We start from the raw sequence: 12328 nt of genomic DNA, 5'->3' as shown, positions 1-12328 counted from the left end.
TTTCTAAGGGGATTATTTTGATTGGGTATTTGCCGGTATAACCAGCATTGCACGTAGTACCATCTCTCCCGCATCAATGAGCGTGGACAATTCCTCTTCTGTTTCGCCCGCTCTCGCCCGTAACGATACTGAATGCAGTAATGCGATAAGCGTTTTTACCAGTAATAGTACATTTTCTGGTTCACGTAAGGTCGATTTTTCCTTTTCGATACAAGTGATAAGCATCGTCTCCTGCGCAAGGATAACGTCTTTTAGGAAGGCTTGTATCTGTGGGTCATCGGTTTCTGCTACGGCAGTGCAAAGCACCATGCAGCCAGTCTTACCGTCCACTCCGTTATACAAGGAGACTGTGGCACGAAGCCAACGGCTAAGCCGCGCGAATAACGGCTCATTTGGGGATTGTTCAGTCAGTGCCGCTGCGTAGTGTTCTTGTGCAATTTCACCAAACCGTGCCATTGCTAACTCATACAGCCGTGCTTTGTTTCCAAAAGCGGCGTAGAGACTCGGTTTTTTCATTGCCGTGACGTCAACCAAATCTTCAAGTGTAGTGGCGGAATACCCCTTGCGCCAGAATAACGCCATGATGTTATTCAGCGCTTCATGGCTATCATAATTTCGTGGTCTACCTTTTTGTGCCATTTTATTACCATTCAGTACAAAAATAGTTTACATCATTGTATATCATATATTACCTTACCGATCAGTATAATAATGATGATTAAATAACCAAAGGTAATAGAATGAATAAGCATAATTATGCCATCAATACGGATGCGGGGTTGACGACACCGTCGATTCAGGCGTTGATTGCAGGGGGGAGGGCGCAACAATCGTCTTTACTCAAAGTGGGAATTTTTGTCTGCCCAGGATTTATGCCAATGGACATTAATGGAGCACAATCCGTTTTTACTATTGTGGGCGCTGAAATTTATTTTATCTGGAAGCGTAAAGAGCTGCTTGAGGGCTACACAGGATGGCCAACCATGCCAACAATGACATTCGATGAATGCCCTGATAATTTAGATGTTTTAGTCACGGGTATGGTGCCTCCAGAGGTCATTGAAGATCCAGAAGTGATTCAATTTTTTGTACGGGTTGGGCATACAGCAAAAGCAGTGATTGGGACTTGTTATGGCTCGTTAATGCTAGGCACAGCAGGGTTATTGCGGGGTAAGCGGGCAACCAGTAATAGTAATGTTGTTCCGATGCTATCAGACGTAGGGGCAATCGCGGTAGGGGGCAGTGATGTCGTCATCGATGGTTCGATTTATACCTCTGGACCGGCAACCGGTTCATTTGACGCCTCACTGTTGGTGCTCAAAGCCTTGCGTGGGGAAGAGGTTGCCTCCCTTGTCGAATTGGCAATTGAGTATGATCCTCGACCACCGTTTCGTACCGGTTCACCTAAACTAGCAGGCCCTGAAATGACGGCAATAGCACAGCAGATGACCGCACCACTCAATCAACAATATCACGCTGCGGCAAAACGTGGTTACGCACAATTTAGCCAGAATATTAGTCAATAATCTTCCGTATAACCCTCTTTTTGCGCTTGCATGTAGGTTCCCTTCAGACAAGCGCTCACCTTTCTTCGTTTTTAATAGGATCTACGACTGATGAATAATCCGCCGCAGATCTTGATTCAAAAGATTTAACCTTTGACTTAAGTCACACAATTCATCACGGAAAGTCATGAATCAATCAATAATGGTATTGATAAGTATTACCATTTACATTATTGTTACCGCCTGCGAATGAGAGTTAATTACTTAATTGATTTAACTTCAAAAGTGGTAAACCTCAGAAAGTATCATGTCAAAAAATAATAAACCTTTGGGGCGTTAGGCGACCCATGCTGAGCATTGAAAATTCATTGTTAAGATAAAGAAATCTCTTGGAGAATTGGGAATGGTTGTTTTTACTAAAAGAAAAATAGCAGTTAGCATTATTGCGGCTATCACTGCGGTACCTGCTTTTGCGGATAGCAACAGCGATAAAATTTTTGTAACGACTGCATCAGGCTATCAGCAAAAAATTGAAGATGCGCCTGCATCAATCTCCGTTGTGACGCGTGAACAGCTAGAAACTAAAGCGTATCGCGATGTGACGGATGCTCTGAAGGATGTTCCAGGTGTTCTTGTTACTGGTGGCGGTAGCAGCTCTGATATTAGTATCCGAGGGATGGATGCAAAATACACCATGATCCTTATCGATGGGAAACGTGTGGATACACGTAGCATTCGACCAAATAGTGATGGCGCAGGTATCGAGCAAGGCTGGTTACCGCCATTACCTGCCATCGAGCGTATCGAAGTGGTACGTGGTCCTATGTCTTCTCTTTACGGCTCTGATGCGATGGGTGGGGTTATCAATATTATTACTCGTCGTGTTCAACAAGAGTGGACAACGAGTTTACGCGCAGATACTACCATTACAGAACGCAAAAATTCGGGTAATACAGGGCAGGGTAGCTTCTATACATCGGGACCATTAGTTGATGGTTTATTGGGAATGAAGTTACAAGGTCAATATTCACATCGAAGTGAAGATAAAATTATCGATGGATTTGGTCGCCAAATTATGACCAGTGGTGGTGGGACATTATCACTGACTCCAAATGAGCAAAACGCCTTTGATTTAGACTTTAAAAAAGATAATCAGCATCGTGACTATCGTGAGGGTTACACCTCTGCTTATGGTGATGGTAGCGGATTTAGCAAGTATGACATGACCCATGTGGCTTTAACACATACAGGTACTTATGATCTTGCATCGACAGACACTTATGTTCAGTACGATGAAGCGAAAAACCCAGGTCGTAAAATGACGGCAGAAGATTTAGTCGTCCGTAACCAAAGTGTTTTCTTACTGGGTGATCACAGTGTCAGTATTGGTGGTCAGTACCGTAAGGAAAAGCTAAAAGATCAAAGCAACAAGCTGCCGGGAAATAGCGAGTTAGACAGATACAGCTGGGCATTATTTGCAGAAGATGAATGGTTAATGACAAATGACTTTGCATTAACGGGTGGTCTGCGAATGGATAATGATGAAAACTACGGCGCTCATTGGACTCCGCGTTTATATGGTGTTTGGCATGCGGATGAGCAATGGACCATTAAAGGTGGTGTATCTACAGGCTATAAAGCACCAAGTTTACGTGAGTCATCTGCAAACTGGGGACAAGCAACGGGCGGTGGTAAAGGAAATGCAATCATTTACGGTAACCCAGATCTGAAACCAGAAAAAAGTATCACTGAAGAGATTGGTGTTATTTGGAATAATCAAGATAACCTAACCGCTGGGGTTACAATCTATAATACTGATTTCAAAGATAAAATCACGGAAATTAGACGTTGTGATAATAGCATTGACACAATCAGAGACTGTACTTTGGCCGATGGCGAGGGTGATTCTCCAGGCAAACCGTACCGTTTTGTTAGCGATAAAGCCAACGTCGATAAAGCAAGAATGCAAGGTGTCGAAGTAACCTTTAACTGGGGTATTCTTGATAACCTCGAATTCGCAGCGAACTATACTTTCACACACACAGAACAAAAAAGTGGCGTGAATAAAGGTAAGCCGTTGAGTAAGCAGCCTAAGCACATGGTAAATACCACCTTGACTTGGGAGACAACGGAAGATTTACAAACATGGGGTCGTATGAATTTCCGTAGCGAAACGTCAAACTACCAAGGCCGTGGTCAGCAAATGAGTAAAGGTACACCATCCTACGCACTGTTTGACCTAGGTACGAGTTATAAACTAAGTAAAAATGCCAACATTGTTGGTGGTGTTTATAACGTATTAGACCGCCGTGTAGATAAAGGAACCTATGGTGCTGAATTAGAAGGTCGTCGTTATAATATCGGCATCAACTACAACTTCTAATTAAATCATTAATTTTTGTTTATCTAAGCCCTTTGGTTAATCACCAAAGGGCTTTTTTGTACTATTATTTAAAAAGAAAATAGGTCGTCAAAAAGAAAAAAAGTAATTCAGATATAAAGATATAGTTATTTATCTCTAACTGCGTCAATCTTCCTCACCGCGATATGGAGCCGAGCAGGAATAGACTATGCCCAAATTTAACCGTTATTTTAGAGCTAGTTGTCTGAGTTTTTTACTATTTGTAGGCGGTATTTCCCATGCCCTTGCGGGTGATCCGGGGCCTTACCGATTAGTTTTTCTCGATATTTCGCAATCGCCGTATCAAGATGGTCAAAAATTATTAATCGAATTGCGCAAAATGGAACGGCTTTCATCGGTTCAAAGGGATGCCTGCTTTATGTGTAATGGCAGTGATGATGGTGATTCTGATGTGGAAGTGTTGTATGTCCACTCGATTCCTGTGGGGCTATCTATCGAAGCACTGCGCAAAGCCGTCAATGGTGATGTTGAGGCGAGAAACAGTATGCAATCGGTACTGGGTAATTTTAAAGACCAATATGATTATGGTGTGGATGGTTTATTGATTTATAACCATCAGGAGGGAAAAGTGACTGTCTATACTATGGATAATAAAGTTGGTCATCCATTGCAGTCGGAAACCAAAGCCGTAAAAAGTAAATTATTGCACTCAAGTTTAGATATGTTATTGGAAAAAAGTGCTGCGAAATTAGATCGACCGGTTTAGCATTTTATTAAGGATAATCAATCAGCTTTAGTGCCATTTATCATCTTAAAAACGTGTCATATTAGCTATCAGAACGGAAAGTCCAAAATTATCAGAATTTCTCATTGAAAAGGGGGCGTTTTGTTAACAAATTGGCTTGCTATTTACAGGTATGACGTGCAAAATGCGCGGACTAAAAAATGACTGATGCCTGATAAAAACCGGCATCGGTTTTTTTGCTTTTTAGGGTTCTTTCATTTTAACGGGGCCGGATATTAGGCCGGATAGATAAATAAATATTTACGTGTAGCTAATATTTCATGCTACAGCTTTGAGGAATGCTTTTATGGCTTACTTTTTCGCACTGGCAGCAGGGCCAAGCGGCCGTCGTTGCCGCATTGATGACTACGGAGCAAACACCGGCTTCGCACAGACGCTTTTCCACTTCTCTTCTTTCTTCTCTGCTTATAGGCAGATGCAAAGTCTTCCCAGTAACTGTCGATTGAGTCGAAGTACGCAATCGAAAGTTATGGGGGGGCTTTATCATGCAAAATAATTCCGTACCTTTAGATATCGGCCACAACCAAACTGGCGCGAATAACCGAGTTCAACTTGCGAAGACATTAACGCTTGTACAAGTTGTCATGATCGGTATTGCGTATATTCAGCCAATGACTATCTTTGATACTTTCGGAATGGTATCAGATAAGACTGGTGGTCACGTCCCAACTTCATACATTATTGCCCTTGCTGCGATACTGTTCACTGCACTGAGCTACGGTAAGCTGGTTAAACGCTTCCCATCAGCGGGTTCTGCCTATACTTATGCCCAGAAATCAATGAGTCCACATATTGGTTTCCTTGTGGGTTGGACATCATTGCTGTCCTACATTTTCATGCCAATGATCAATATTTTATTGGCGAAAATTTATTTACAAGATATTTTCCCGAATGTTGAACCTGCGTATTTTGTCATCGGCTTGGTCATTTTAATGACTGCCGCTAACTTACGAGGCATCAACGTGATTGCAAACTTAAGTACTGTAATTGCGATTATCCAAATGGGGGTAATGGCGGTGTTTACAGGTTTAGTGATCCACGGAGTTTCAAATGGTGAAGGGACTGGGGAGATCTGGACATTCAATCCATTTGCGAATGAAAAAACTGAGATGATCCCGCTGATAGCTGGGGCAACCATACTCTGTTTCTCATTCTTAGGTTTTGATGGGTTAAGTTCACTGTCAGAAGAGACGCCAAACGCAGGTAAAGTCATTCCTCGTGCAATTTTCTTAACTGCACTGATTGGTGGCGTGATCTTTATTACCGTTTCGTTCTTCTTACAGCAATTTTTCCCAGACGTTTCACGCTTTGCGAATATTAACGAAACACAGCCTGACATTATGCGATTTGTGGCGGGATCCTTCTTCCAAGCCATTATCCTAGTGTTCTCCTGTGTCACGGTATTAGCATCTGGTATGGCGGCTCATGCGGGTAGTGCGCGTCTAATGTATGTAATGGGTCGTGATGGCGTATTCCCAGAAAAAATATTCGGCTACGTTAGCCCAACATGGCGCACACCAGCTTATAACGTCTTATTAGTTGGCTTCTTAGCCCTCGGCGCTATCTGGTTTGAGATGGATTTTGCAACAGCATTAATTAACTTCGGTGCTCTGATTGCATTTACATTTGTGAATATCTCGGTAATTAGCCAGTTCTTTATCCGTGAACGCCGTATTAAAGGCTTCAAAAACATCATGAACTATTTGATATTACCGATCATCGGTACGCTAACAGTCTGTGTGCTGTGGCTGAATATCGAAGAAGATTCAATGGTTTATGGTTTGATTTGGACGGCGGTTGGTCTGGTGTATATGGCTGTGCTGACTCGTATGTTCCGTAGGCCTATGCCGCAGATGAGCGACGTATAGATATATTCTTCATTCTTCGCGTCGTAGCGTTGTTGGCTGCACGCGCTAGCCCTAGTCACATACTTATGTATGCTCCTAGGGTCTAGCTTGCTTGCCGCCTAGCTACAACACGAATTATTTTGAATATATGTCAGCATATCTGCCTAAATATAACTTCAAATATAGGTTGGCATCGAAATAGTTAAACTGCGAACTGCGAACTGCGAACTGCGAACTGAAATTGAAGACTAATAAACACAGCGCCTTTGGGTGCTGTTTTTGTTTCTAAAGGGTATTAATAATTTCTTAACATATTAATCTTATGTGATATTGTGGATGGGTTTAATGACAAGACCCTGACAGGAAGGCATGAGATGAATGATGTGAAAAATCCTGAGAACCAACGATTATTACTCACACTCAGGAACATTGTTGGCAAAAAAAATATCCTTACCGAACCCCATAAAACTGAACGTTATCGCAAAGGCTTCCGCTCAGGAGTGGGTGATGCCATTGCTGTTGTATTCCCAACCACGTTACTCGAACAGTGGTATGTATTTAAAGCCTGTGTCGAAGCTGACAAAATTGTGATCATGCAAGCGGCAAACACGGGGCTCACCGAAGGCTCAACCCCAAGCGGTTATGATTATGATCGCGATATCGTCATTATCAGCACGCTACGCCTAAACCAAATTCAAGTGTTACCTGAATTCAACCAAGTGGTCGCGATGCCGGGCAGCACGCTTTATGACCTCGAAAAAATTCTCAAACCTCTGGGGCGTGAACCGCACTCCTTAATTGGCTCCTCATGCATTGGTGCTTCCGTTGTGGGGGGAATTTGTAATAGTTCTGGTGGATCCCTTGTACGTCGTGGTCCTGCTTATACTGAGTTGGCCTTATATGGACGCATCAATGAAGATGGCAAAGTTGAGCTGGTAAACCATTTAGGTATCGAATTGGGGAAAACCCCAGAAGAAGTCTTAACCAACTTACAAAATCGCCGCTATAGCAGCGAAGATATCGAAAATAGCGAAAAATTGGCATCGGATCATGATTACGCAGAACGTGTGCGTGATGTCGACGCAGACACACCATCGCGCTTTAATGCGGACGAGCGTCGGTTATTTGAAGCTTCAGGCTGTGCCGGTAAGCTGGCTGTTTTCGCTGTTCGCTTAGACACTTTCCCTGCGGACAAAGCCACACAAGTTTTCTATATTGGGTCGAACAATCCAGATGTCCTAGAAGACATTCGTCGGCATATCTTGAGCGAATTTGAAAACTTACCTGTTGCGGGTGAGTATATGCACCGTGGCTGTTTTGATATTGCAGAGATTTATGGCAAAGATACGTTCTTAATGATAGATAAATTTGGTACCGACAAAATGCCAACATTCTTTACCATTAAAGGGCGAATGGATGCGGTATTGAATAAAGTGCCACTGCTGCCATCAAACTTAATTGACCGCACCATGCAGTTGTTAAGCAAACTGTGGCCTTCTCATCTACCTCCTCGTATGAAACAGTTCCGTGACCAGTATGAGCACCATTTAATGCTTAAAATGGCGGGAGACGGTATTGATGAAGCCAAAGTCTGGTTGAAATCTTTCTTCGCCAAAGCCGATGGCGGCTATTTTGAATGCACACCAGAAGAAGGGGCAAAAGCATTCCTACATCGCTTTGCCGCCGCAGGTTCAGCGGTTCGCTATCATGCTGTGCACAGTAATGATGTGGAGGATGTTTTACCATTAGATATCGCTCTAAGACGTAATGACCGCGATTGGTTTGAAAAACTACCACCAGAAATTGAAAATCTGATTGTGCATAAATTATATTGTGGACATTTTATGTGCCACGTAATGCATCAAGATTATGTCTTGAAAAAAGGCGTAGACCCGAAAGAGCTGAAGCAAAAAATGTTGGAATTACTGGATGCGCGAGGTGCTCAGTACCCAGCAGAGCATAACGTTGGGCATTTGTATAAAGCGCCGGAACAATTGAAATCATTTTATAAAGAGTCCGACCCAACAAACACCATGAATCCAGGTCTTGGAAAGACCACTAAACGGAAACATTGGGAAGGGGATTGTGGTTGTGACCACTAAAAGATAATAAATATGGGCAGGTTTCTGCCCATTTGAATTTCTATCACTGACTATCAACTTGCTAATTCTGCGGCATAGTTCACTAAGGCTTTTAATTGCTGACAGCGTTTTTCATCTTCATGATGAACTTCCATGAGTAATTTAATTTGCTGTAGATAATCCGTTAAACGGCTTTCAGTAAAATAATCGCGGCGATGCTGTAACCAACGCTGTTGCTCATCATAAGAGAGTGTCGCAGGGAAATTGCGTGCCTTATAACGGAAAAATAGCGCCTTCATTCGCTTATCTTCGAAGCTAAGATCTAATGCCGGTAAATTTTGGGGTGGCGTTTCGCGAATAATGTCCATCGTAGAGCGATCAGATGGGCTGAAAAAGCCATTATAGATTTGACTATCCACGTCATTTGACTCTTGAAATTGTTGGGCAACGCTGAACAGCTCAATCAATTTATTCCGCACATCAGGATTCTTACGCAATAATTCTAAATTACGCATGCACAGGTCACGGTCAATGCCTGTACGTTCAGCATCCACTGTTCGCAAGGTCTTCTCAGGGGCAAGGATTGGGCATTTATTTATATGTACCAGTTTAACTGGGACGGGTAGCTCGTCACCTAATTCGGCTTTCGGTGTGTATAAGCGCTCACGCAGTTCATCCGCATTTAACGTTAGAAGCGGCGACATGTCGGCAGACAGGTCGCACATAATCACCGCGTTTTTATTCTCAGGGTGCCAGGCGAGAGGGGCAACTAAGCTAACATAAGAGCGTACCGCACCAAACATCCCCGATACATGAACTAACGGGGTCATATCTACGATGTCGATTAGCTGATTAACTTTGTTTTTATTTCGCAGCTGATAGAAGTAATCAAACATACGGGGCTGCGCCTGTTTCAGTAACTTAGCCATATTAATGGTCGCTAAAACGTCAGACATCGCATCATGGGCATTTTCATGGACAACGCCGTTAGCTTTGGTTAGATGTTCAAGGCGCAAGCTAGGTAGCCCGTCATCATTTTCTGGCCAGTTGATCCCTTCAGGGCGTAATGCAAAGCAAGCGCGTAATGCATCCAATAAATCCCAGCGAGAATTACCTTGCTGCCAGCTATAGGCATAAGGGTCATAAAAGTTACGATAGAAAATATTTCGCGTCACTTCATCATCAAAGCGGATATTGTTGTAACCCATAATGCAGGTGTTAGGTACGCTGAATGCGTTATGAATGCGTTTCGCAAATTCCGCTTCATTCACGCCGTTGGCCATCGCGATTTGCGGGGTAATGCCGGTTATCATTACCGCTTCTGGCTGAGGAAGATAATCATCCGTAGGTTTGCAGTAAAATACTTCAGGTTCATCGATGATATTGAAATCTAAGTCTGTCCGCACACCCGCAAATTGCGCAGGACGATCCAGTGCCGGATGCTTACCAAATGTTTCATAGTCATGAATAAAGAAGGTCGGCTGATTATGCTTATTTTTCAAAATGAGATCCATCGTCGATTTAGGTGAGTAATGCAAACGTATAACGGCTTGAGGCTATGGTAAACCATCTAGCAGAAAATCTAAACTTATGTGGAGGATAGCGTCGCGAGTGAAGAAAATGGTATTCCAGTTGCATTAATGATACTGCGTAGTGTTTTTAATGTGGGGTTTCCTGTCGGGGATAATGTTCGATAGAGAGTTTCTCGGGATAAGCCGGACTGTTCGGCTATATCTGCCATCCCTCCTCGAGCTTCAATAATATGGCGTAAAGCTAATAAAAATGCGGCTTGCCCGCCATCTTCATCAATCTGTACAAAGGCTTGCTGTAGGTAAATTGGGATGAGAGTTGGATCTTTGCGTAGCATTTCAACCACTGCATCGTCATGTAATCGAGATTTAGCCATATTTGTTCCTACCTTAAATAGTCGGTTAGATTCTGAATTGCGATACCAATATTTGCTTGCTGTGTTTTTTTCGTACCCGCTAAAAGCAGTAAAATAATCTCGTCTCTAACTAAGCTGTAATAGACTCGATATCCTGGTCCTTGGTCAATTTTTAACTCCCATACTCCATTTCGACAATATTTATGTTTCCCTAAATTTCCCTTAGCGAGTTGGTTAAGACGCAAGACCACTTTAATTCGAGCAATTGGGTCTTTGATTTTATCGATGAAATTTGAGCATGGATCTTTACCATCCGTGGTTAAATAATGCCAGATTATACGCATATGTCCTCATGGTATCTTATAGGCTACAATGTTCAAGTGTTTTGTTTCAGTGAAGAACGTTATTACTAACATTGATTAATAAAACAGGCGGAATTTAATGGAGGAAGTTTGTCTGTATATAAATAGCTTACGAGCACGCTCGCAAATTAAGGTCTAAAGATGCATTTGCAATGCAAATCATTAAATTCAAATCAATAAAATAGTGAATGCATCTTGTAAGGTGACCCTAGAAGAAGGTATTGTGTTAATAGACAATACATTTTGACTATTGAATAGGGGATTTTAAACATGGACAACGCTAACAAACCAACTTTCCAAAATGTACTGGAATTTGTGCGTATGTTTCGCCGTAAAAATAAAATTCGTCGCGAAATCACGGATAACGAAAAGAAAATTCGTGATAACCAAAAGCGTGTTCTGCTGTTAGATAACCTGAGTGAGTATATCAAACCAGGCATGTCCATTGATGATATCCATGGCATCATTGCAAACATGCGTAGCGACTATGATGATCGTATCGATGATTACATCATTAAGAATGCTGAGTTGTCCAAAGAGCGTCGTGAGATCTCTAAAAAGCTTAAAGAGATGGGTGAACTGGCGCGACCTGAAACTAAGTAATTATCACCTAATTTGATGTTAAAGAAGCTGAGCATGTCTCAGCTTTTTTATTTAAATCATAACGTTATAGTACGAATTTGTTTGATTAATAAGCTTGCTAATCTGCTCATTTCATCTTTTTCAATAAAGCCCATGGTAATCGCTGCGGCGACTAATTCGCCTTGTTGATTGAATATCGGGCAAGCAATAGATTGTGCTCCTGGGATACCTTCTGTGGGTAAATAACGAATCGCATAGCCTTGTTGAATAATATGATTCAGCTCGTCATCAGAAAATGGATGTGTTGTAAATTGTTTATCAAATGCACAATAAATTAAACCTGCTGCACTTTTATCAATGGGTAAAGGGGTATTGGGGAGAAAATCAATTTCGACATTTTTAAAGCTACGATTGTATTTTACCAAGGATAATGTTTTACCAATACGAATAGCGAGTCCCGTGGAAACATTCTGTGTATCACGAAAATGGACCAAACTTTGGTTTATTACCTCAACAATTGACCCTTCTGTTGCAACAAAACTGGCTAAGAATGACAAATTTGGCCCCAAACCATAACGGCTGGTTTGTACATCTTGATAAAGCATTTGAGTCCGACATAACGAAACTAAATATTTATGTAAGCGACTTTTCGATATATCGCAGCCTTTGGAAATATCAGCCGCACGCGCAATGCCACCATTTTGTGCGATGAAATTAAGAATATTTACAGCGATATCAACAGAATTAACACCTTGCAGTGTAGTCATACATAACCTCGTTTTATCTAGACCGCTGATTTTACCATGAGTTAGGAGTAGGAACTAATAACCTATATAGGGGAAAGCACGATAACGATCATGGGTAAATTTCGGATCAAGTAAGAGTAACTTTGACATGAA

General features: G+C 42.1%; 11 protein-coding genes. 6 read left to right on the top strand and 5 right to left on the bottom strand.

Annotation, left to right across the window (positions count from 1 at the left end; translation table 11 throughout):
- Positions 1–12 precede the first annotated feature (12 nt).
- Entirely contained in the window at positions 13–639 is a 627-nt protein-coding gene (locus LDO73_RS10730) for a TetR/AcrR family transcriptional regulator (RefSeq protein WP_224057872.1), read from the bottom strand.
- Positions 640–740: 101 nt separating this feature from the next.
- On the opposite strand from LDO73_RS10730, the gene LDO73_RS10725 reads away from it, so the two are divergent.
- From LDO73_RS10725 to dld, 5 genes are all read left to right on the top strand, one after another.
- Positions 741–1526: a DJ-1/PfpI family protein gene (locus LDO73_RS10725; protein ID WP_224057871.1), complete on the top strand. Its 786-nt coding sequence runs from the start codon at positions 741–743 to the stop codon at positions 1524–1526.
- Between the two features lie 382 nt (positions 1527–1908).
- Entirely contained in the window at positions 1909–3888 is a 1980-nt protein-coding gene (locus LDO73_RS10720; RefSeq protein ID WP_224057870.1) for a ligand-gated channel protein, read from the top strand.
- 187 nt (positions 3889–4075) lie between these two features.
- Positions 4076–4633, top strand: a complete 558-nt coding sequence (locus LDO73_RS10715; protein WP_224057869.1) for a hypothetical protein — start codon at positions 4076–4078, stop codon at positions 4631–4633.
- 524 nt (positions 4634–5157) lie between these two features.
- Positions 5158–6540 (top strand): APC family permease, encoded by a 1383-nt coding sequence (locus LDO73_RS10705; RefSeq protein WP_224057868.1) that lies wholly within the window; start codon positions 5158–5160, stop codon positions 6538–6540.
- 353 nt (positions 6541–6893) lie between these two features.
- A complete protein-coding gene (gene dld / locus LDO73_RS10700) occupies positions 6894–8621 on the top strand; it encodes a D-lactate dehydrogenase (RefSeq protein ID WP_224057867.1) in 1728 nt (575 codons plus the stop codon).
- Positions 8622–8674: 53 nt separating this feature from the next.
- Here dld and sbcB read toward each other — a convergent pair whose 3' ends face one another.
- From sbcB to LDO73_RS10685, 3 genes are all read right to left on the bottom strand, one after another.
- Positions 8675–10114 (bottom strand): exodeoxyribonuclease I, encoded by a 1440-nt coding sequence (gene sbcB, locus LDO73_RS10695; protein ID WP_224057866.1) that lies wholly within the window; start codon positions 10112–10114, stop codon positions 8675–8677.
- A gap of 74 nt (positions 10115–10188) precedes the next feature.
- Positions 10189–10506: an addiction module antidote protein gene (locus LDO73_RS10690; protein ID WP_224057865.1), complete on the bottom strand. Its 318-nt coding sequence runs from the start codon at positions 10504–10506 to the stop codon at positions 10189–10191.
- Positions 10507–10514: 8 nt separating this feature from the next.
- Complete coding sequence (locus LDO73_RS10685; protein ID WP_224057864.1) at positions 10515–10829, bottom strand: type II toxin-antitoxin system RelE/ParE family toxin; 315 nt, start codon at positions 10827–10829, stop codon at positions 10515–10517.
- Between the two features lie 288 nt (positions 10830–11117).
- On the opposite strand from LDO73_RS10685, the gene tmaR reads away from it, so the two are divergent.
- Positions 11118–11450: a PTS system regulator TmaR gene (tmaR, locus tag LDO73_RS10680; protein WP_036953053.1), complete on the top strand. Its 333-nt coding sequence runs from the start codon at positions 11118–11120 to the stop codon at positions 11448–11450.
- Positions 11451–11506: 56 nt separating this feature from the next.
- Here tmaR and LDO73_RS10675 read toward each other — a convergent pair whose 3' ends face one another.
- Positions 11507–12196: an IclR family transcriptional regulator gene (locus tag LDO73_RS10675; protein ID WP_224057863.1), complete on the bottom strand. Its 690-nt coding sequence runs from the start codon at positions 12194–12196 to the stop codon at positions 11507–11509.
- Positions 12197–12328 lie beyond the last annotated feature (132 nt).

Source organism: Providencia alcalifaciens (genome assembly GCF_915403165.1).
Taxonomy (GTDB): Bacteria; Pseudomonadota; Gammaproteobacteria; order Enterobacterales; family Enterobacteriaceae; genus Providencia; species Providencia alcalifaciens_C.
Note: the sequence above shows the minus strand (reverse complement) of the source record. Positions and strands in the feature narration are given on the sequence as shown.